The organism is Fuchsiella alkaliacetigena, assembly GCF_023227765.1.
Lineage (GTDB): Bacteria > Bacillota > Halanaerobiia > Halobacteroidales > Acetohalobiaceae > Fuchsiella > Fuchsiella alkaliacetigena.
This window is the reverse complement of record NZ_JALKBZ010000006.1, coordinates 54,443-77,552: the sequence shown is the minus strand read 5'-3', so window position 1 is coordinate 77,552 and position 23,110 is coordinate 54,443. Positions and strand designations below refer to the sequence as shown.

Annotated in this window: 20 protein-coding genes and 1 tRNA gene; 1 reads left to right on the top strand and 20 read right to left on the bottom strand. The window is 34.5% G+C overall.

The features are described 5' to 3' along the window. Positions 1–74: 74 nt before the first annotated feature. The 12 genes from MWH30_RS03075 to yedF all read right to left on the bottom strand — a co-directional run bounded on the left by MWH30_RS03075 (position 75) and on the right by yedF (position 15,207). Positions 75–2,075 carry an FIST N-terminal domain-containing protein gene (locus MWH30_RS03075; protein ID WP_248662579.1) on the bottom strand — a complete coding sequence of 667 codons (2,001 nt, stop codon included), beginning with the start codon at positions 2,073–2,075 and terminating at the stop codon, positions 75–77. Between the two features lie 186 nt (positions 2,076–2,261). Then, positions 2,262–3,926: a response regulator gene (locus MWH30_RS03070; RefSeq protein WP_248662578.1), complete on the bottom strand. Its 1,665-nt coding sequence runs from the start codon at positions 3,924–3,926 to the stop codon at positions 2,262–2,264. 127 nt (positions 3,927–4,053) lie between these two features. Further along, a complete protein-coding gene (locus MWH30_RS03065; RefSeq protein WP_248662577.1) occupies positions 4,054–5,628 on the bottom strand; it encodes a response regulator in 1,575 nt (524 codons plus the stop codon). A gap of 224 nt (positions 5,629–5,852) precedes the next feature. Beyond that, on the bottom strand, positions 5,853–8,294 hold the full coding sequence (locus MWH30_RS03060; RefSeq protein ID WP_248662576.1) for a GH39 family glycosyl hydrolase: 2,442 nt from the start codon (positions 8,292–8,294) through the stop codon (positions 5,853–5,855). Between the two features lie 506 nt (positions 8,295–8,800). After that, a complete protein-coding gene (locus tag MWH30_RS03055; RefSeq protein ID WP_248662575.1) occupies positions 8,801–8,917 on the bottom strand; it encodes a desulfoferrodoxin FeS4 iron-binding domain-containing protein in 117 nt (38 codons plus the stop codon). 210 nt (positions 8,918–9,127) lie between these two features. Beyond that, the gene (locus tag MWH30_RS03050; RefSeq protein ID WP_248662574.1) at positions 9,128–9,403 is read right to left on the bottom strand and encodes a hypothetical protein; all 276 of its coding nucleotides are present in this window, start codon (positions 9,401–9,403) and stop codon (positions 9,128–9,130) included. A gap of 33 nt (positions 9,404–9,436) precedes the next feature. After that, positions 9,437–10,825 (bottom strand): radical SAM/SPASM domain-containing protein, encoded by a 1,389-nt coding sequence (locus tag MWH30_RS03045; protein WP_248662573.1) that lies wholly within the window; start codon positions 10,823–10,825, stop codon positions 9,437–9,439. After that, entirely contained in the window at positions 10,822–11,997 is a 1,176-nt protein-coding gene (locus MWH30_RS03040; protein ID WP_248662572.1) for a radical SAM/SPASM domain-containing protein, read from the bottom strand. Before MWH30_RS03040 ends, MWH30_RS03045 begins: the two co-directional genes overlap by 4 nt. A gap of 430 nt (positions 11,998–12,427) precedes the next feature. Continuing rightward, positions 12,428–12,516 (bottom strand) — tRNA-Leu (locus tag MWH30_RS03035). A gap of 107 nt (positions 12,517–12,623) precedes the next feature. Then, positions 12,624–13,316 carry a GntR family transcriptional regulator gene (locus tag MWH30_RS03030; protein ID WP_248662571.1) on the bottom strand — a complete coding sequence of 231 codons (693 nt, stop codon included), beginning with the start codon at positions 13,314–13,316 and terminating at the stop codon, positions 12,624–12,626. 160 nt (positions 13,317–13,476) lie between these two features. Then, positions 13,477–14,514 (bottom strand): selenide, water dikinase SelD, encoded by a 1,038-nt coding sequence (gene selD / locus MWH30_RS03025; RefSeq protein ID WP_282706156.1) that lies wholly within the window; start codon positions 14,512–14,514, stop codon positions 13,477–13,479. Positions 14,515–14,613: 99 nt separating this feature from the next. Continuing rightward, positions 14,614–15,207, bottom strand: coding sequence for a sulfurtransferase-like selenium metabolism protein YedF (yedF, locus tag MWH30_RS03020; protein ID WP_248662569.1), 594 nt, complete (start codon positions 15,205–15,207; stop codon positions 14,614–14,616). A 221-nt stretch (positions 15,208–15,428) separates the two neighbouring features. On the opposite strand from yedF, the gene MWH30_RS03015 reads away from it, so the two are divergent. Beyond that, positions 15,429–15,743, top strand: coding sequence for an STAS domain-containing protein (locus MWH30_RS03015; RefSeq protein WP_248662568.1), 315 nt, complete (start codon positions 15,429–15,431; stop codon positions 15,741–15,743). Between the two features lie 78 nt (positions 15,744–15,821). Here the strand turns inward: MWH30_RS03015 and MWH30_RS03010 are convergent, their stop codons facing one another. From MWH30_RS03010 to MWH30_RS02975, 8 genes are all read right to left on the bottom strand, one after another. Further along, positions 15,822–16,391: a lytic transglycosylase domain-containing protein gene (locus tag MWH30_RS03010; RefSeq protein ID WP_248662567.1), complete on the bottom strand. Its 570-nt coding sequence runs from the start codon at positions 16,389–16,391 to the stop codon at positions 15,822–15,824. 14 nt (positions 16,392–16,405) lie between these two features. Next, a complete protein-coding gene (locus tag MWH30_RS03005) occupies positions 16,406–16,780 on the bottom strand; it encodes a methylglyoxal synthase (RefSeq protein WP_372494119.1) in 375 nt (124 codons plus the stop codon). Further along, entirely contained in the window at positions 16,776–17,369 is a 594-nt protein-coding gene (gene coaE / locus MWH30_RS03000) for a dephospho-CoA kinase (RefSeq protein ID WP_248662565.1), read from the bottom strand. The genes MWH30_RS03005 and coaE overlap by 5 nt, the downstream gene beginning before the upstream one ends. Positions 17,370–17,436: 67 nt before the next feature. Then, on the bottom strand, positions 17,437–18,105 hold the full coding sequence (gene ytaF / locus MWH30_RS02995; protein ID WP_248662564.1) for a sporulation membrane protein YtaF: 669 nt from the start codon (positions 18,103–18,105) through the stop codon (positions 17,437–17,439). Positions 18,106–18,197: 92 nt separating this feature from the next. Further along, complete coding sequence (mutM, locus tag MWH30_RS02990) at positions 18,198–19,019, bottom strand: bifunctional DNA-formamidopyrimidine glycosylase/DNA-(apurinic or apyrimidinic site) lyase (protein WP_248662563.1); 822 nt, start codon at positions 19,017–19,019, stop codon at positions 18,198–18,200. Between the two features lie 45 nt (positions 19,020–19,064). Continuing rightward, entirely contained in the window at positions 19,065–19,964 is a 900-nt protein-coding gene (locus MWH30_RS02985; protein ID WP_248662562.1) for a cation diffusion facilitator family transporter, read from the bottom strand. A 388-nt stretch (positions 19,965–20,352) separates the two neighbouring features. After that, positions 20,353–21,705, bottom strand: a complete 1,353-nt coding sequence (locus MWH30_RS02980; protein WP_248662561.1) for a TldD/PmbA family protein — start codon at positions 21,703–21,705, stop codon at positions 20,353–20,355. A 2-nt stretch (positions 21,706–21,707) separates the two neighbouring features. Continuing rightward, entirely contained in the window at positions 21,708–23,102 is a 1,395-nt protein-coding gene (locus MWH30_RS02975) for a TldD/PmbA family protein (protein WP_248662560.1), read from the bottom strand. Positions 23,103–23,110 lie beyond the last annotated feature (8 nt).

Sequence of the window (23,110 nt, the reverse complement as noted above, 5' to 3'; positions counted from 1 at the left end):
AGAAAAAATAAGAAAGCTATCATTTTATATTCTCCTCGATTAACAAATCTTTTTAAGTAAAGCTCTCATATGACCTAAAAGTTCCTCTCTTTTTCTTGACTTTTATCAGTCAAAGCTTCATTATCTGCCTTAGCATTGACTGGCAATTTAACAGTAAAAGTAGAACCTTTACCTAACTCACTTTCTACGTCTATTCCTCCACCCATCATTTCACAAAAAGACTTGCTAATAGTTAGTCCTAAGCCAGTACCCCCATAATTTCTAGTAGTTGAAGCATCAGCCTGCGTAAAGGCTTCAAATAGTTCAGCTAATTGTTCTTCGCTCATACCAATTCCTGTATCTTCTACCTGCAAACAAACAAACTCTTCCGAAGCATCTAACAACTGCGTTCTTAAAGTTATAGTCCCTTCTTCAGTAAATTTAGCTGCATTACTAAGTAAATTAATCAATACCTGTTTTAGCTTTGTCAAATCACTATACATCTTCCCTAAATTCGAAGCTATCTCCAACTGCAACTGATTATTATTTTTTTCTATCAAATGAGCCACAGTATCAGCTGCTCCTCTTATTTCCTCCTCCAAATCAAAAGTCTCAAAATATAGATCCATTTTACCTGCTTCTATCTTAGATAAATCCAAAATATCGTTAATCAAAGACAGCAGGTGCTTTCCTGCCGCCTGTATCTTTCCTAAGTCATCAATAAAAAGATCAAGCTCCATCTCCTGTGCATCCTCCAATAACATTTCACTATAACCGATAATGGCATTCATTGGAGTACGCAGCTCATGACTCATATTAGCTAAAAATTCACTCTTAGCTTGAGTAGCAGCCTCAGCTTCTTCCTTAGCAGCTTCCAGTTCAGAAGTTACAGTATTTGCCAAAGTAGTTAAAGTTTTAATTGTATTTGTATCCCAGTCATCTTCTAGCTCAGAATCAGGAACTTCAATTTCAGTCTCAACTGCTCCTCCTTCCGATAAGGCAAGTATAGTCAGTGTTGTATTGAGTAGGCTACTTGTTTGTTCTCCAGTGTAAAATTCACTATAAGTAAAAAAACCAGCTGTGGGAGCAACATCTTTTAGAAACTTTAACTCTCGATCTAAATTCTGCTGCAAGGCTGCTTTTCTGCTTGCACAAGAATAAATATAGATTCCCTCCGGCGCAATCTCTTTTTTTAATCTAGAGAGCAGTTCTCTATTATTATCGATAATTGAATCAATATGGGCATAACTTAAATATACCTTTGAGCCTTGGGGCAAATAACCGCCAAAAGTTAGAGAGCCATCATCATGTTTTGCTACCGCCCCTCGAGCAACTAAAATTCCATCCTTTTCCACCAGCAAAGGAAATGCTGGGCCGGCTGTCTGGGGTAGTCCTCGGGCGACATCTTGACCTAAATATTTAGCATAAATATCATAAGCTGGTTGATTATCTATCGTATATACTCTGCTTCCCTGACTATTAGTAACCTCCATCTGCTTACCAATCTTCTGCCAGCCTAAATTATAATCAGAATAAACTTTTAGCTCCTGACTATTAAGGGCAACTCCTACAACTCCAGTTCTAGAAATCTTTTGATTAAGAAAAATCCGATTATTTTTAAATTCGAATTCACAATTATCCCCCGCCTTGCCCCCGGCAATTATAACTCCGCTATCAACAGCCTTGATCCCTTTAAGTAAATCTTCTTTAATATTAACCCAGTCTGAAAATAGAATAATAGCTTGTGTTGATTCTGAAATCAACTCGCTACCTATTTTCTTTCCTAATTCAAAACTACTTTCTCCATTATAGGGCAGAAAAATGGAGTCTAAACTGGTCTTTTTAAAGCTAGCAAAAGACAAAACAGTAGTTTCCTCTTTATTCTCCCCATCGATTATCTCTCCACCAGTAGTTGTGCCTAAGACAACCGCCTCAGGCAATAGGGATTTCAACTCAGTTACAAGCTGAGTTATGTGTTCTTGGTTATAATTACCAGCAAATACTTGGACTAACAAATTATTATCATCCAGTTCATTCTTTTCAATAAACTTATTTAAGTTCTCTTGATCCTGGTAATAAGTATTAAGCATTTTCATTTTTTGATTACCTCCCAGTCTAGCTAAGAAGTTTACTATCTTTTTTAGAGCTACTTCAAAATCATATTCGACCTGATTTATTTCTAGTCTGTCTAAATCCGATTAACAGTAGCTTCAAGTTTACTTTATTTGATTACTATCCATTATTCAAAGAAGTCCATATCTCTTCAAACTTTGCTTCCAAATCTATAAGAATCCACGATCAATCTGCATAATTAAACAAGTAATATCATCGTCTTTAGTAGTATTAGCAATAAAGTCTTGAAAATCATTATTTATAACCCGTAATATATCTTTGGGTTTTAAAGAAGAGTTTTTTCTAAGTATGAATTTAAGCCTATCATAGTAACACTTTCCAGCCGCCATCTGTTCTGCCAAACCATCACTACTAAAAAATATAGTTTCTCCCGGCAAAAGATCTACTTCCTCTGTTTGATATTCCAACAAATCCTTTGATAACACAGGTGAAATAGGCAAGTTTCCTGCTTTAAGCTCTTTAATTTCACCTTCTCCCTTTAATAGCAGCGGAGCAATCTGCATACCTGCACTACAATATCTAAGCTTTGTTTCTTTTAAATCAAGAACTCCCAGAAAAATAGCTATGAAATAATCTAAAGGATAATTTTCTTCTATATATCGCTTAATCAAATAATTGAGTACCTGTTTAGGCTTTAATTCTCTATCTCCAGAGTGCAACTCAAAATAAGTATCAATCATATTTTTAATATAGACACTCATCATCGCAGCATCAATCCCATGTCCTGTTACATCAGAGAGATAAAATAAAAGTTTATCTTTAAACCTAATAATATCATATAGATCTCCCCCAATTTTGTTAGCAGGACTATAATAAGTAGCTAAATTCAAACCCTTGATCTCTGGAAGCTGTTTGGGAAGATTACGATTATGAATTTCACGAGCCTTTTCCAACTCTTTATTGAGTTGTTTATAAAGCTTTTTTGCTTTCCGAAGTTGATATTCTAAAGATAAACTATATTCTTCTATTTTTTGCTGATAAATTTGTTGCTGATCATATAAACGTTTCTTCTCTAAACATGCATTAATCCGCGCCTTAAGTAATACAGAGTTAAAAGGTTTAGTAAGATAATCTTCAGCACCAATTTCAATGCATTTAATTACACTTTCCATTTCATCCAAAGCAGAAACCATAATTACTGGAATGTGTTTTAAATTTTTATCTTGTTTTAACTCTTCCAATACCTGATACCCATCTATTCCTGGCATCATAACATCCAGTAAAATTAAATCAAAATTATTTTTTTCTAACAGTTTCAAAGCCTGATATCCACTCGTTGCTTCATAAACAAAGCAATCAAATTTATTTAATTTGCGTTTTAGCAGCTTTCTATTTATTTCTATATCATCAACAACAAGTATTGAATATTTCTCATTGTTTTCAGAGCATTGCCAATAGTTATTCTTGATTATTTTTTCTTTAGGCTGAATATCCATATTTGTTAACCGCTTAATATTTATCTCTCTTAACTGCGAAAAATCAACCAGATTTCTAATTAAATCATGCAGTTGTTTACCACTTTCAAGAATATTTTCTAAATAATCAAAAACATCTCGGTGTTCTTCTTTATTTAAATCTTCCATTAACATTTCAGTATAACCCAGAATATGACTCAGCAGTGTATATAGATCATGACGAATAGTTCTTAAATCCATATCCTCTAATTCAGGAACCTGAAAAATAATTTTTTTAAATAAATTATTCATGTTTTTAATTGAAGAAATCACTTTATTTAAATCATTTAAAATAAATTCTGCTTCTATTCTCTGAAGCAGAGATACTAACTCACTGCAATCATCAATTAACTGATTCATAGAATTGATTATTTGCTTTCCAACCTTCATCATAAATCTCCTCTCTATTGCGACATCAGCATTTCAATATCTATCCTAATCAAGAAAATAAAGAGTCGATTTTTCCCAATAAACTTTTCATTGTTCCTTAACTACCTTCATTTAAAGCAGCCCTTATCTCTTCAAATTTTGCTTCCAAAGCTATAAAAGAGTCCACGATTGCTGGCTCAAAATGGCTACCTCTAGATTCTAGAATTATTTTCTTGGACTTTTTATGAGAAAAAGGCTCTTTATAATGTCGTTTAGCTCTTAGGGCATCATAAACATCTGCTAAAGCAACAATCCGGGCCGGCAAAGGAATCTCTTTTCCTCTCTTAGCTTGAGGATAACCCTGACCATTCCACTTTTCATGATGGCTTTCAGCAATTTCAATACCCATCTTAACAAACTTATTATCGGCAGACTCTTTATCAACTGCTCGCAAGGTTTCAGCTCCTAAAGTGGTATGAGTTTTCATTAGCTCAAACTCATCATCACTAAGCTGACCTGGTTTTTGCAAAATACGATCTGGAACTCCTACCTTACCAATATCATGCAGGGGACTAGCAGCATAAATTATATCAATAAATTCATCATCTATAATTTCTTCATAGAACTCAGTCTTTCTTAACTCCAAAGCCAATAGCTTAGCATACTCACGTATCCGCTCTAAATGAAAGCCAGTCTCTTGATCTCTAGATTCAGTTAATTTAGATAAAGCAAAAATAGTCTCCATCTGTGCTTTAGTGATTTTCTTAACTTGTTTTCGAACTCGCTGTTCCAAAAGCAGATTATACTCTTCTATTCTTTGCTGATAAGCTTCTTGCTGATCATGAAAGCGTTTTTTGGTTAAGCAAGCATTAACTCGTGCTTTAAGCAATATCGGATTAAAAGGTTTAGCAAGATAATCCTCTGCCCCATCTTCAATGCAGCGAACTACACTATCCATCTCATCTACAGCTGAAATCATTATTACTGGCAGGTGTTTTAATTCTTTATCCTTCTTTATTTTAGATAGCACTTGATATCCATCAAGCCCAGGCATCATTATATCTAATAAGATTAAATCAAAGCTATTTTTCTGTAGTAACTCTAAAGCTTCATAACCACCCTTGGCTTCTTTAACTTGACAATTAAGCTTATTTAACCTCCGTTTAAGCAAATTTCTATTCATTTTAACATCATCAACTACAAGTACTAAATGCTCTTGCTTATCTTCAGCTTTAGGTACTGAAGAAGTATCTTTTTTAATCTTTGCTTGAGAATCAATCTTATCAATAATTAAATGGTTTAAATTGATATCTATTAACTGCGAAGTATCAGTTAGACTTTGAATTAAGTCCTGTAGTTGACTGCCAAATCCATAGACTCTCTCTAAGCATTCAAGGATTTCTTTATCATGCTCATCATTTAAGTCCTCAATTAGCATTTCACTATAGCCTAAAATATGGTTCAAATATGTATAAAGATCATGACGAATAGTTCTTAAGTCTGTTTTTTCTAATTCGGGATCTTTAAAAGTAATTCTTTTAAAAAAATTATTCATATCTTTAACGGCAGAAAGTATATTATTTAAATCCTCCACTATAGATTTATCCTCTATTGATTGAACTTTAAACAGCAGTTCACTACAAGTATCAAAGAGTTGAGTTATAATCTTCACTAAATTTCTTTCTATTTTCATATTTATTTTCTCCCTTGCTCAGCTGAATTTAGAAATTGATACTTCTCTTTTTAACTTTGCTTAGCTAATTTTAAACTATCACTAACATAATATAGGAAAAAATCCAAAAAATCTTGTTAATATTTTATTAAATTATAGTATATTTTTAATTATTTTGAATAATCTAGATAAAACTAATCAAAAATCAAAAACAGCCTATTTTTTAGGAGATTTTTGATTAATATCTAATTTTCATATAATTTATTTAATAAAATTAACTCTACCCCGTGAGCCTCTAATTCTGAACTAACTTTAAATTCTCCTTGCGAATCAATATATCTTATTTTCATGCCAGGATAAGACTTTGCTGTTAAGTATTTAATTTCTTCATCAGTCAACTGCTGCTCTGAGCCTAAGCTTATCCATTCATCAAAAGCAGAACCATTATCTCTATTTAAAAAGTAACGCTTAAGTTTATATTTCCCTTTGATATTACTAATCTTTATCTTCATTTTTAAAGTATCAGTTTTCTCGAAAGCCTGATATCTATTATTTTCTGAAACTGCACTATGACCTTCTTGAATATATAGCTTATTTAGATATGAGTAATTATAGACTAATATCTGTATATTATCACCACTTTTACTGACAATATAGTTTTCTCCCTCTTCGATAACCTCTCTCCCTAACTTAGAAAGAAAGTAAAAAGCATAATAAGCAGGCTTTTTAATTCCCTCTCTGGTAAAAAGTCCACACCCGCCAAAAAACGGTTTTTTATCAATTAACCATTCATATAATCCGTCGGATAATAATAAATACCCCAAACCATCTATTTTATTCCTTGATTTCAAGGCAGTATCTACTATATAAGCAGCCATAAAGACTGTATCATGGATATATTCCTTCATATACCAACTAATCCCCCATTGAACTACCATATATTCAATTTCAGAATAAAAGTCACTTATTAATTTTTTAGTTTCTGCTATGGTATTAATAGTATGTAGTCTATCATGAAAGCTAAAAGATAGATGCATTAATTTTTCATCAAAAGAATCAAATTTAGTAATATCTAGTTTATCCTTATTTGAAATATAGTTATGGTAGATATGAGAAGAAGTGAAGTCTAAAGGAACCTTATTAGCTGTGCAGAATGCTAATAAATCTTTTGCTTTAATATTACCGCAGTAATAATTTTCAGAAGCCGGGCCCACTTTTAAACTACTACAAATATTTTTAATAACCTTAGCCGTTTCTTGATAGAACTTATAATACTCTTGATCTGAGGCAAACCAAGCATATGAAAACTCGCTCCAAACCTGAAAATACCACTCTTTAACCAAATCCAGCCCATATCTATTAAGACAGTGAACTATAAAAGAATCCACCAGTTCAAGCCACTGACTAATCTCTTGAGGCGGAGAGCAGTAGGCATTATTATAGTAAAATGTTTTCTTTTTATTTTTAGCCATAAACTTAGGCATAAAATTTAAACAGATAAAGGGTTTAAGTTGGAGATCTAAAGTAGTATCCAGGACTTTATTTACCAGTTTCCAATCATAGCTTATATTTCCTTGAGTATCATTTCTACAAACCTGCATTTCATCATTAAATATTCCCTCAAACCTTAAATATTCAAAACCAATTTCTATCTGAGTTTCTTTTATTTGAGCCTGAATATCTGAATTTAAGATTGTAGTTGCAGAGCCAATATTTATTATTTTCTCCCATACTTTATTTAGTTCATCACCCGTTTTTTTAAAATCAATTAAAACTTTTTTCTCAGTTATTTCCTTTTTATTTATTGAGTTTATTTTACTTTTGCTTAAATACTTTTTGATTTGAGGGTGAAGTTTGGATTTACCACTATTTGACCTATCTATCTGGGCCCTACTTCTACATTCTACAGGAGTACAGTTATTATAACGATTAAATACTCTATAAAAACTTTTGAGATTATTAAAACCATTCTCATAGGCAATTTGGCTTATCTTTTTATTGCTATAAATTATAGAAGAAATCGCACTCTGCAAACGAACTCGGTCGAGATAATCTGTAAAGTTAATGCCCACAATTTCTTTAAAGAGTTTAGATAAATAAGAAGTGCTATAGTGCTTTTCAACTGCAATCTCCTGTAATTTTATTTCCTTCATATAGTTTAAATCAATATACTCAATAACATCTTTAATTATTTTATATTTTTGTTTTTCAAATAAGCTATTATAACTATCACTTGCAATAGTGAAGTTTTGCTCAAGGAAGCTCATTAATTTAATAACTCCCTCTTTTATTTTATTAAATTTATTTGGAGAACTATTTTTATAGATATATACTAGCTGACTGATTAAAAAGCGTAAAGTTTCATACTCGTCTTTAGATGTATTATTAGAGTATAGGCTATAGTATTTATTGCTATAATCACCGCTAACTCTGGGGTCTATATTAATTCGCAAATAGACCCCCTCTTTTTCAGATTCTATTATCTTATGGGAAGTGTATTTATTAATTAAGAATAGGTCATTTTCTTTAAGAAAATACTCCTTGTCTTCTAACTGAATATATAGCTTTCCTTGCAAAGCCCAAATAAATTCAATAGCATTATGTAAGTGTTCATCAGTCGAATAATCAAAACTAATTTTTATAGGTAGCCCATCTTCATAATCTATTAACCTATAATTAAAGGACATTAATGCTCACTCCTATTATACTTTTTAATCATACACGTCAACTTAATACACATTTTTCTAGTTAATTTGTTGGTCGTTGCACTCTGGACAACAGTTATGAGTCTTGAGCTAAAATCAAAACCATAAAAAATACAGCTTTAACGAAACTTAATGGTCTTGAACTAAGCTCATGACTCACAGCTCATAGCTCACGACTTGTGGCACTTCGTGCCACATTACTAAAATTTATATACTATAGTCTTTCAGCAAAAGCATTTAATAGTAGTTAATGTTATTATCATTAATTACTTAATTATATGTATACTTTGGAAAACCCTTTAAATTTAGCAAAAAATTCTGACTTTTCAAATGAAACTTATGGCTTGAATTAACGCGTATGATACTAAAAAACTTTCTGAAATAGTAAAAAGCCCTAGTTTTTCAACCAGGGCCCTACTCCACCCAACTTGCAGAAACTTTAAATAAATATCCCCTGCAAGCTGGATCTTAAATTGCACTTTAAAAGACTACTCCTGTAATTCCATAGGAGTTCCACAACAAACAAGCTCTCCTCCGCCAGCTTCTTTAACCTCAACTACAATACCACAGATTTCACATTCATAAACTTCTCCTACTTCAGCCATTAATATATCCCTCCTTAAAAAAGATAACTATTCTTAATAAAGGAATTCTATAAATATTTAATTATCTCCTGCAAAATTAATCTTTAATTCTAAAAAATTCAAAACCAAAAAACTAACTTGATATCCTCTCTACACTTTTTTATAAAAATTAAAACTTTCTCCAGTTCTGGAGAAAGTTTTAATCCTTACTTCATTTATGCATTTTACATATCACTGACAACAAGCAGCAAAACACTCACTACAATCACCATCAGGTTGTCCGCCATTACAGCAACTATCACAGTCACTCGAATTAACCTGAGTATGATTAATAGCATTTTCAAATCTTTCAAAGTCTAAATTCATTAACTTGCTTTCTTCTTCAGGTGCTAATGAATATTTTGCTAAAATAGCTTTAGGATCTGCAATAAACTCTTTAGCAAACTCCATATCTAAGGATAACTTACCTAAAAGTAAATCATAATCACTAAAAGTAGCTACAGCCATTACTTTCACCCCCTTTCAAAGTACTATAACTTATTAAAGGAAATATCTTTTTACATTTCTAACCTTACCCTGCTTAGAACGAAGCAAATAATAATTAATAAAAGTTTTTTGTAGCTCATTTAAATTAAAACTACAGTTAGTAATATATTTATCTGGATCTTTCATATATGATTGTTTTTCATCTATATCATTTAAGAACTTACCAATTAACATTAATATTTTCTCATCATTCATAAAATCACTATACTTTTCTTTGAAAATATTATTAAAATGATTAGCTATCAAATCAAACTCTTCCTCATAAGTAGTATCTAGCTTAATGCTTTTTTTAGGTTTAAGGTCTAAAGTATTCTTTTTAGAAAGACTATCCCTAAAACATAAGGGATTTTTGCTAAAAGCATCTCCGGTTAATCCATAGGTTACTGCTGGACATCCTCGGCAAACCTTAAAGAAGTCACAAGCACCACATTCTTCATAAAAGTCAGGTCTTCTAAATTTCCTTAAAGTTTCAGAGCCTAAAAGGATATCTTCAAAACTTTCTTTAGGCATTTGACCAACTTTTTCAGGAAATCTCCTACAAGCTAATACAGAACCATCCGAAATAATAGTAAAACAGGTTAAACCTATATAACAACCCGAAACTGCTGTTAATTCTTCAGGAGCATAAGGATAGTAATTATCCTCTTCAAATCTAATCAATTTAAAGAAGTTAGATTTTTCTCCAAAGAATAACTTATAACCCTCCTTGTGCAATCTTCTCTTTTCTTCCAAATAGCTAGTAAATATTTCTTTTAATTCTAAAGCATTAAACTGCTTCTCAATTCCTTGCGCATTTCCTACAGATGATAAAATATCAAAAGCAAAACCTAAAACATTTGTTTCTTTAGCTACAAAATTCATTAGCGGAATTAATTCATTCTTGTTTTCAGGGGTTAAGGTAAACATAATACTAGGTTTAATATCATGTTCCCTCAGTTTATCAATAGCTCGAACTGTTCTTTTAAAGCTACCATTATTTCTATAGTAATCATGAGTTTCTTCAAGACCATCTAAGCTCATTTGAAAGCTTTTTACCTCTAAATCAGATAACTTTTTTAAGTTATCTTCAGTCAAACTTTCCGGATTTCCCATCACATAGATATTTTTACCTTTTTTCTTGAGCTCTTCAAAGATCAATTCCCAATCCTTTCTTAATAACGGGTCTCCTCCTGTCATAAAAAAGCTATTAATATTTGCTCCCCATTTATCTTCAAAGCTTTCAATATCATCTATAATATCAATTATTTCAACCGTGCTTAACTCCTTGTTCCGTTCTTCATCATAAGTATCCTCATCAAACATATAACAGTGTTTGCATTTATTATTACAATTAGTTGTCAGATGCCATTGGATTGAAAGAGTAGGGCTTACTGTCTGCTTCATTGTTTTCTCCTTTCTATTAAATCATATTTAAAATCAGCTGCTTTATCTAATTCTAATTCTTTCATTCTTTTATCATTATGCTCTTGAATTACAGCCAGATCTTTAAATTCAGGCTTAAAATCAATGCCTAGCTTCTCAAGAATCATACAAACTGTAAACCATTTAATCCCTTGACAATAATGTATAGGGTCTTGATAAGGGTTCAAGTTTTGATTCAATTTTATAGTTGCACACCCTCCAGCACAATGAAATCTAGCAAAACAATCACTACATTGCTCAGCTAAACCCTTGTTAATATTTATCTTTTTTAGCTTATTTACTTTTTCTTTATCAATTGTCAATTTACCATGCTGATACTTTCCAATTACAAAGTTGTCTTTAACTGCATCGTTCTCATCTTTAATACTAAGCCGATGACAGCCTAATACATCTCCTGTAGGAAGAACTACTCTCCTATAAGGCAAATTACAAAAAACATCTGAAGGAACATGTTTAAATAGAGAAGTAGTAACTAATTTTTTTAAAGGGTTTTTACTTCTCGCTAAAAAGAATTTTTCTAAATAATTATTAAAGTCAATATAAAGTTCATTATCTTTTTCTACCATACAAGGCTGATATAATTGGGGGATCAGCGGAAATTCAGAATTAAAAAATTTCATAATCTCCTCCAATTTATCAATTGTTTTTGAAGTGATTGTTGCTTTAAACTGCAACTTATTAGGTGCTTGATTATAAACTTGTTTAGCATTGCTAAATATTTGTTTATAATCCTCTTGCTTATTACTAGAATACCTTTGTAAAGAATTTATCTCAAAAGGCCCATCTAAAGAAATAAAGATATTATCAAACTTATCAATTAAATAGTCCATATCAGAGCTATCTAGCAAGGCATTGGTGACAATTGAACGATTACAAGTTATATCATATTGATTTGCTAGCTTTTTTGATAAGCCTATTATATAATGTAACTTTTCAAAGTCCAGAGTCGGCTCTCCGCCAAACAAAGAAAAAGAAACCCTATCTAAATTCTTAGCATTTGCTTTAGAAAAAAGGTCAATAATTACATCTTTAATTAAACCGTTATCCATATGTTTTTTACTTTTTTCTCCTTCATAACAATAAACACAGTTAAAATTACAGTCTTCAGTTATAAATAAAACTCGCTTTTCCATTTTAAAATCTTTTTTGCGGGTGAAAATAGCTTTTTTAGGAGAATAAACTTGTGAAGGAATATTTTTTATCATATTTTTATCTTTAAATAAATAATACTTTGCCAAAGTGGGAATAAAAACTAAACTACCGATCGAAAAATTGAAAGTATATGTTTTATGAAGGTATAAACTTTTCATTTCCTCACCTATCCTTTTATAACTTAATTCTTTGTGCTAAAAACCACTAGCTATATAAAGTAATTTAGACAAAAAAACAATAAAACCTTCAAAAAAAGACAAAAAAATAGGACTTTCAACTATCTTTAATAATTTTATCTCACCTCAAAGCATCCCGGGCCCACTTCTTTAAATAAATAAAAAAACATACCCCAACTCGGAGTATGCCCCTCAATCTCAATTATAAAATTGAATTATCCTCTGCTCTTAAAAATGGTGCCGGAGGTGGGATTTGAACCCACACAGGCAAAGCTGCCCATAGCGCCCTCAACGCTACGCGTCTGCCAGTTCCGCCACCCCGGCTTTTTCTATTTACAATTATTAATTATACCACATATTTTCGAAATGTCAATCACAAATTAAAAAAAGTAGCCCAGGAGCATTACACCCCTAGACTACTTCCTCCGGCTCTAAATTACAAACTCACCTGGTACTATCAGTTGTACCTGCTTAGCATCAAAAAAGCAGTTTTCAATTGCCACTGGTTGTTCACCATCTAAAATCAAACGTTGACTTTTAATAATCGGTTTATTCTTTTTAATCTCCAGCAGCTCAGCTAAGAGCTGATTGGCACTTTCCACTTCCATAATATTGCTCCTAAACCTTAAACCTGCTAGCTCATCACTCTCTTCACCATTACCAAATAACTCATATAATGAATCTAAATCCTGAATACTCTCTTCATCAAAATCAGCAGCTAAGTAAGTTATAATCTCTTGTACCCCAAAGGAGTTCTGACCGACCATTCGTCTTTGCGATAGCTTATATAATTTCTGCTCAGAATCATCAGGCTCTAACTCTTTAAATTCTTCTCCAGCTAAGTTATCTACTCTAACTTTACCGGTACTTACTTCTCCTTTTTGGTCAATTAACCTCACCTGCACCCTTTGGCTAGTACTTTCTTTAATCTGTAGCTTTTGCTCCATATTTCGAGCATACTTCTCTCTTAACTTCATCAAAGAAATATTTGCCTCCGAAAGGATAGTTCTTACATAACGCGGGGTAGTCTGCACATGTTCAGCAATATCACTAATCTTCAAAAAAGGGTCATTACGAGCGAAATTAATAATTTTTTCCTTCTTGGTTAGTTCTTCTAAACTCATATTTCTCACTCCCATATTAGAAAATTTTCAATTTGCAGCCATTAATGAGATCTCATTTCCACCTAACTTATATATATTATTGCTAACTTAGATTACTTTTATACATAGAAAATAACAAAAAAAGAACAGCTATCCTTTAGATAACTGCTCTGCTGAAAGTCTATTTAACTTTAATTGCGGGCCCGCCTGCTACAATCCTACCAATAGCAGTTGCTTTATTTACTCCTGCCTGCTGTAGCTTGTCCAATAGCCTCTCCGTCTTTTTATCAGGCACAGAAATCAATAGCCCACCCGAAGTCTGCGGATCAAATAATAAGTCCTGCTCTGCTTCTGCTACTCCAGCAGCAAAGCTGACCTCCCCTTGCAGATAGTCTCGATTGCGATAAGCTCCTGCTGGCACCAAGCCCATCTCGGCCCAGTCTAAAGCCCCGGCTAAGAAAGGAATTCGAGAAAGCTCCAGTTCCGCCTGCACTTGGCTAGCCTTTACTAATTCCCACAAATGACCTAATAGTCCAAAGCCGGTTATATCAGTACAAGCGTTAACCCCTACTTCCTGCATCACTTCAGTTGCTTGCTTATTTAAAGTTCTCATCTCTGCAATTACTTGCTCTTTAGCCTCTGAATCAGCTAAACCTCCTTTGAGGGCCGTCAATAACACGCCAATACCTAAAGGCTTAGTCAACACTAAAGTATCACCAGCTTCAGCAGCAGCATTACTAACTAACTTCTCCGGAGCAATTAAGCCACTCACTGCTAAACCATACTTAGGCTCATCATCCTCGATAGTATGCCCCCCAGCTAAGATAGCTCCTGCTTCCTTAATCTTATTCGCTCCGCCTTGTAAAATTTTCTCCAAAATCTCGGTACTTAAACAAGAAGGAAAGCCCACAATATTCATTGCACTAAGCACTTCTCCTCCCATGGCATAGATATCGCTTAAGGAGTTAGCAGCAGCAATCTGTCCAAAAATATAAGGATCATCGACCACCGGAGTAAAAAAGTCCACTGATTGAATTAAAGCCTGCTTTTCATTCAACTTAATTACCGAAGCATCATCAGCGGTACTTAAACCTACTAACTCTCGTTCATCACTTAAAACTGGAATTGATCGCAAAACTTGCGATAGAGCCTCAGGGCCCAACTTAGCCCCTCAACCACCCGTTTTAGCTAACTCAGTTAATCGCTTTTGCTTACTCATCAAATTCCCCCTGACAGTACAGTTAATTATTAAGTAAACTCAAAATCAATAAAGCCACAAATTACCATAAACACAACAGTTAACGTATATAATTAAACTCTAAACAGTAACCACCGGATAAGAGTTCAATAGCTCCACAATAGTATACATATTAGAAACCGACCCGACCTCTAACTTATCTTCTAGTTGATAATAATCAAGACAGGTTCCACAAGAAATAATCTCCACTCCAGCTTCTGCTAATATCTCTAAATTCTCTATTACCTCTTCGTTTAAAGTAGTTAACTTTACCCCACTGTTCATAAAAATAATAGCCCGTGGAGCCGGAGCTAATTCTGTTAAAGTATAGATAAATCCCTTGATTAAAACTTCTCCTAACTCTCGCTTTCCTTGACCTAACACATCGGAATTAATAAAATAAACCTTTTTTTGATTATCAGCGCTATCTTCAAATTCAGCCGAAGTTACCGAGGAAGTAACCGGCTCTCCACTAGCTGAAAACTCTATTTGAAAATCATCATCTACTGTTAAAACCTCTGTCTCATAACCTAGCTTTTGACCTAACTTTTGCAAATTACTACAAGCCATTTCATTATCCACTAAAGTAATTACCTTTTCTTCTGCTTCTAAAGCCTTTTTAGTTTTAATCACTGGCTGAGGACAGTCCAAACCTCTAGCATCTATTTTTTTCATTGCAACTCCTCCTGTTCTCTTATTTTATTAATAATATATCATCAAAATCTATCAACTCTATCATTCATTATAATATAAGCTGAGATTATAAGTCAAATAAGTATTTTTTAAACACCAGCAAGCTTAACAAATACAACTTGACATTCCCTAAAAGAAATGTTGAAATATTAACAGTAATAATAATCATTATCTATACTTAATATCTAAGGAGGGGATAGTCTATGACTATTCAAGAGAAACAAGAAAAGTTATTTCTAATCCCAGATCAAAAAATGAACCTTGAAAATAAACAAAAGTTAGCACAAATATTTTCACAAATAGCTAAAACTAACTACCAAAAAGTAATTATAGACTTTAAAAATGTAAAGTATATCGACTGTTATGCTCTAGATAAGTTACTATCATTACAAAAAAAACTTCAAAAAAGAGACAGTGAACTTATAATTACTAATTTAAACTACTCTTTTGTAAAGCGTTTCTTTGAATTAGTAGATGTGGAAAAAATAATTCCTATCAAAAAACAAAACTACTCCTAGGACAGCTATCGCCAACAACTCCAAGTATTAAACAAAAGCTTTTATTTTTCAAAACCATAAAAGGATTTACCAAATAAATCAGTCCTGGTAAATCCTTTTATATCGTTGATAAGTTTTTAATACCTTTTCTACATAGTTTCTTGTTTCTGGAAAAGGAATTTGATAAGAATCTTTTTCTTTACCTGTCCATCTTCTGTCTTTTAACCACTTTCTTACGTTTCCCTCGCCTCCATTGTAGGCAGCTATTACCAAAGTTAAATCATCTCTGAAAACCTGCATTAAACGAGATAAATACCAAGAACCAAAGAGAATATTTAATTCGGGATTATAAAGATCTTCAGTAGTAAAGTTCTCTACTTGCAGCTCTTCAGCTATCCATCTTCCGGTCGTAGGCATAATCTGCATTAACCCTCGAGCCCCTTTAGGTGAAGTAGCATCAGCACTGAACTTACTTTCTACTTTAATTATCGCTGCCACTAAATAAGGATCTATCTCGTACTCCTGAGCATAGTTAAAAATAGCCTCTTGATAGTGCAAAGGATAAAACAGCTTCAAAATTCGTTGATAGTTGAAAAATAATAAAGCCACAACTATCAAAATAATAATTATCACTGCTGCTTTTTTAAAAAAAATATTACTAATAAACAACAAGCAACCCCTCCTTAAAGGGACTCCCTCTGCAAAAATGATAGAATCATATTAGCAGTAGCCAAATTAGTAGCCAAAGGAATATTATGTACATCGCAAACTCTGAGCAAAGCACTAACATCTGGCTCATGAGGTTGAGCAGTTAAAGGGTCCCGTAAAAAAAGAATAGCATCAAGCTCTCCTCTACTGATTTTAGCTCCAATCTGTTGGTCCCCACCTAAGGGCCCTGAAGCCATCCGAGTCACATTTAAATCAGTCTCTTCATTTATCAATTTTCCCGTAGTTCCAGTAGCAACTAAATCAAGTTCCTTAAATACTTCTTCCTTTTCTTTGATAAATTTAATTAAATCATCCTTCTTTTCATCATGAGCAATCAAGGCTACTCTAATCATTATTTATCTCCTTCCAAATAGACAACAACTGCTGGCGCAACTCCTCTTTACTACCTTCGTTAACTATCACTCGCTGAGCATAGTCCACTTTTTCCTCCAAAGAAAGCTGAGAATCTATTCTAGCAATAGCAGCTTGACGACTTATTCCCTCACGTTCTCTTAATCTATTAATTTGCACCTCGCGCTTTACATAAACCACCCAAACTTCAGTAAATAGATCCACCATTTCAGCTTCAATTAATAATGGGACTTCAGCTACAATTATTTCTTCTCCAGAGCTCTGTAAATCCTCAATTCGTTGCTTAATTTTAATCCTTACCCACGGATGAGTTATCTCATCTAATTTTTTTCTAGCAGCCTGATCATTAAAAATAATCTCAGCTAAGCGCTCCCTATCTAACTCATCACTAGGCAAAAACACCTCTTCTCCAAAGGCTTCTTTAACCTCCCACCAAGCTGGAGTATAAGGCTCCATAATTTCTCGAGCAAGTTGGTCGGCATCTATAATTGCTGCTCCTAATTCCGCTAATATCCTGCTTACCGTACTTTTACCACTAGCTATTCCACCTGTTAAACCAATAATCAACTTAAATAACTCCTTTATAAATTATATTATTTCTAAATTCTTTATTAATCAATAGCTTTCCTTTATTTTAAGTGAAAATATTAAATAATCCTAATAAAATTAATAGCAAACCTGGTAATAAAGTTGCTTTATAGTTATTTTCACCTAAATTAAACTTAGACCCTAAATAAAGTCCCAAAGAAATACAAACAAACTTAGATACACCTACAAAAATAGTAGTTATTAACGGCGAATAACCGGCCATAGCTGCTCCAAAGCCAGCTCCTAAAGCATCCAAAGCTAAAGCAAAGCCTAAAAATACAGCCTCAGCCTTACTAATCACTCCGGAATGGTCTAAATCAGCCTGCATCGGCTCTTGCAAGATCTTAATAGCTAAACCTAGTGATTTGATATTTAATTTAAATAATAGTTCTCGCTCACTTAAGTTATTATCAATCTCAATTTCAGAATCTAAGCTTCTCTGCCACATCAGCTGTCGCAAAGACTGATAAAAGATCCAAGAACCAATTAAAACCAACATTAGCCCGCCTATTAGCTCAGCAAAATCTGGCGAAAGAAATTGAGCTATAAACTGACCTAAGACCATAGAAATTAAAACAGCAGTAGCAGAGGTTAAGCTAATAATCAATAAAGAAAGCTTTGGTATCTTTACTTTACGCAAACCATAAGTAATTCCTGCTAAACTTCCATCTAAACTAACAGCTAAAGCCAAAATTACCATCGAAAATGTTCCCATCCCCGCTCCCTCCCTATCTGAGTTAACTACTCAAATTTACTCATATTTAATATATGAGAGGAGAGCAGAGATTCGTGCTTGTCTGCAACTAATTAGCTTAATTGACATTCAGGACAAAAATAAGTACCTCTTCCACTAACTTTAATCTTCTCTATCTGCTCAGCACAATCATAACAGTTCTTACCTTTTCTATCGTAAACCTGGAGATAGTCTTGATGTTCACCGGCCTGCCCACTACCATCCACATAGTCCCACTTAGTGGTACCGCGGTGCTTAATCCCATCCTTCAAAACCTTACGAATAGCCTGATACAGCTTAGCTAACTCCTCTTCGCTTATCTGATCTGCTTTACGCAGAGGATGAATTCCTGCTAAATAAAGGGCCTCATCTACATAAATATTCCCCAAGCCGGCTAAAAATTTTTGATTAAGTAACAAATTTTTGATAATCCCTCTTCTATTTTCAAAAAGAGCTTTGAATGTATCCAAAGTAAAATCTTCGCTCAAAGGCTCAGGGCCCAACTCAGCTAAAGAACCTGCTTCACTAAAGTCTGAAACCAAATATATTCGCCCAAACTTCCGTTTATTAATAAAGCGTAGTTGATGCTGATTAGCAAAACTAATAATTACATGAGTATGTTTTGCTAACTCCAAATTTTGAGCAGCATAAAGCAGTTGACCCGTCATTCGCAAATGAACTATTAAGTATTTATCATCACTCAGTTCAATAATAATATATTTACCTCGCCGTCTAACCCCCTTAATTTCCTTACCTATTAATTCAGCTTTAAAGTCAGCTACTGTCGACAAAGCAATTAACTTTTCAACTTTAACCTCTACTTCAGTGATTTTTAAGCCAATTATTCGTGAGCTTAAAGTATCTACTACAGTCTGTACTTCCGGCAGTTCTGGCATTTATTATCCCTCCACTGCTTTAAATATATTATATTAGCTAAAAAATTAACTATTAACATATTCTCCTTCTACAACTCCTTCTGGATCAATATGGACTAATACTTCTTGGATATTATCACACTCAGCATAAATTTCTTCTTTAACCTTAACTGCTATCCGGTGTCCTTCGATCACTGTTAACTGATTATCCACAACTACCCTTACATCTATACATAATCTCGGGCCGTGGGCCCTAATTTTCAAGCTCTTAATAGCCAAAACTCTATCTATTTCTATAATAACCTTCCGAACTTCAGCAAAAGTTTCCTCATCGGGAGCAGCATCCATCAGGTCATTAGCTGCTTCCTTAAAAACCTCAAAACCCATTTTCAAGATAAGTAAAGCTACTACAACTCCAGCTAAGGGATCTAAGATAGGATAGCCTAGTATAGCCCCACCAGCTCCTAAAATCGCAGCAAAAGAAGATAAACAGTCAGTCCGATGGTGAATAGCATCAGCTATTAAAGCCTTATTGTTAATTCTTTCACCTACTCTGGAAACATACTGATACATAATCTCTTTAAGCACTATAGAAAAAGCAGCCGTCCAGAGTACTAAGCTCCCTGGAATTTGAGTAATTCCACTTAACATAGTATCAATATTATCCTTTAAAATAGTAACTCCACCAATAATTAAGATAATTCCTAATACCTTAGTAGCAATAGATTCTGCTTTCCCGTGACCGTAGGGATGTTCTTCGTCAGGTGGCTTACTAGAAACCTTATTGCCTACCATTACCACCACTGTAGAGATAACATCCGAAGCCGAATGTAAACCATCAGCAAATAGAGCTTGACTGTTAAAGAGCACCCCTACTACTGTTTTTATAATACCTAAGGCTATATTAGCTATTAGAGTTATAATTCCTGCTCGCTGACCTTGATTATATCTAGATTCAAGCTTCATTAGTATCTCCTCACTTTTTGTATAATCATCAATGAAACAAACTCGTTCTATTGTTTCAGAGGATAGATGATAGAGGATAAAGGATAAATTAAGATCAAAAAATAAAGTTCAAGATCTATTTGACACAGACTAAAATCTGACTAAGTTCTGACTAAACATTAAAATATAAGTTCAAAAAATCATTTAAAATTTTTAAGGTTTTGTCAGATTTTTGTCAGAACTTAGTCACCCCAAGGGCACTTCCTACGGGGCGCTGTGTCAAAAAGGTTTTAATTTTTTGAACTTTATCTATCCTCTATCATCTGTCCTTTATCATCTGAACTTTATAACAATATTGCTCAATTAATATTATACTCAATAACAAACAATTTGTGAAGGGATACTACAATTAATAACCGCTAATCGCTAATTTTTTAACTCTAAAAGTAGGGGTAGCATAAGCTCCAATCATCGGATTAAACTCTAAATCATCAGCTAATAAATCAATATCCTGTAAGAAGTCTATCAAATTACCAGCAATAGTCACTTCCCGCACCGGCTTAGTTAGCTCTCCATCTTTAATCCAGCGCCCAGTAGCTCCTACCGAAAATTCACCAGAAATAGGATTAGCTCCTCCAGTTACCAGACCCGAAACCTTCATCACGTAAAATCCTTCTTCTACAGAATCTATCACCTGCTCAGCAGTCTGCTCTCCAGGTGCTAAATAAAAGTTACTAGGAGCTACACTAGGAATCCCTTGATAAGAGCCGCGACTAGCATTGCCGGTAGACTCAGCTTCAGCCTGATTAGCCGTATAAGTATCGTAAATAAAGTTCTTTAAAACCCCATTCTTAATTAACTCAGTTTCACTACAGGCTACACCTTCGCCATCAAAAGGAGCCGTAAGCAATCCTTCCTCCAATAAACCATTATCAATAATATTCACCTGTTCAGCAGCTATACTTTCTCCCAATTTTTCTGCAAAAACAGAACGTCCTTTTTGCACTGCTTCCGCAGTCAAAGTCTGAGCTAAGACATACATAAACATACTACCTACCTTAGGTGGCAAAACAACTGGTGCTTCCTGTGACTCCACCTGCTCCCCTCCTAATAAACTAACAGCATCTTCAGCTGCTTTAACGCCTGTTTGCTGAGGAGTTAATTCGGCTAAGCAGTCACCATAAGTAACGGCCGTTCCCGTTTCTATATCTTCATCTTGACGAGCAATTACATATAGATAAGCATAGCAGTAATTATGACGATAACTTTCATCAAAACCCTTAGAATTAACTAAGCGCACCTGTACTTCGTTATCTCCATAACCTACTTTATTTACCGAATCCACTCGCTGATCATAGTCCAAAGCTACCTCTTCCATCTCTAGGGCTAGATTAATCTTATCCTCTATTGGAGTAGCTGCTAACTGGTCATTATATAAATCTAACTGCTTAACTTCACTGCTCAACTCTGGTAAAGTTCGATATTCATCTGTACTAGCTACTTGAGCATTAGCTATAGCTTCCTTGAGAGTTCTTTCCAATTCATCCTGCTCAAACTGAGAAGTATAAGCAAAGCCCATCTGATTATCTTTGAAAACCCTAATTCCTAAACCTTTGGTATGAGCTGAGTTTAAGGATTCGACTTCGCCTTCATAGATTTCTAGTTCATTTTCCTTGGATTCCTGATAAAATAACTCTACCTCTGCTGCTCCTAACTCCTGTCCTTGAGTAATTATCTGCTTTAAATCCAACTTAGCTAACATATCTATTCACCTTCCCTTTCTGTACCGCCTACAGTGACTTCATCTATTAACAGAGTAGGCTGACCTACGGCTGCTGGCACGCTCTGACCATCTTTGCCACACATTCCCGGCGCATGCTCTAAATCATTCCCTACCATAGAAATTCGGTGTAAACTTTCCGGGCCGTTACCCACTAAGGTAGCCCCGCGTACAGCTTCCGTCACTTCACCTTTTTCAATTAAGTAACCCTCGGCTACTGTAAAGGTATAGTCACCAGTAGCTGGATCTACCTGACCTCCACTAAGACTTTTAGCATAGAGTCCTTTATCTACACTGCCGATTATCTCTTCCGGAGTGGAGTCTCCAGCAGCAATAAAGGTATTACTCATTCGCGGTAAAGGCGGATGGCGATAGGACTGACGACGTCCATTTCCCGTGGATTCTCGTTCTGCCTTCCGGGCCGTCTTTAAGCTATGCATATAATCTGTTAACTCTCCATCTTTAATCAATACCGTTTCCTGAGCCGGCGCTCCCTCATCATCGACTACTGAAGAACCCCATTCATTACTAACCGTAGCATCATCAATAGCTGTTACCTTATCGGTAGCTACCTGTTCTCCTATCCGCCCCGTATAGACTGAGGAGTTTTTCTGGATAGCATCGGCTTCTAAGCCGTGACCACAGGCTTCGTGAAATAAAACTCCCCCAAAACCGTTATTCACCACTACCGGCAGTTTAGCCGAAGGAGCCGGTCTAGCTTCTAACATAGTCACCGCCTTCTGAGCTGCTAGCCTTCCTAATTCGGCTGGCTGATACTGCTCAAAAAGTTCAAAACCAGCATGCTGACCGATAGTTTCGCGACCGGTCTGAATAATTTCTCCTTGGCCAGCCACAGCATTAACCATAAATCTTGTTCTGATTCTTTTATCCTCAACTAATAAACCGCGAGAATTAGCAATCAGTACCTCCTGTTCATAGTCCAAATAGTTGACTGCCACCTGACGAATCCGTTCATCTACGGCCCGGGCACTCTCATTAGCCGCCTCCAAAAGTTCTCGTTTCTTGAACTTTTCTATTCCGTGCGGCTCAATATCAATTTTATGCCTTAACTCCTGTCTTTCTCTCTGTAGATTATTAAGACTATGCCCTGGCTGATACTTGCTGGCCGCTCCAGCTACTCGCGCTGTCTCTAAAAGATTCTCCAAACTAAGTTCATCGGTATAGGCATAAGAAACCTGCTCACCATTAATAACCCTGATTCCTACTCCTAAGTCATAACCAGTCTTAACCCTTTCTATTTTAGCATCTTCCATACTTAAATAATTATTAACCTTTTTCTCAGCAAAGAGTTCCGCAAACTCTCCCCCTTTATCCAAAGCTGCCTTTAACACCTTATCTATTTTTTCCTCACTTAACATTATCCTTA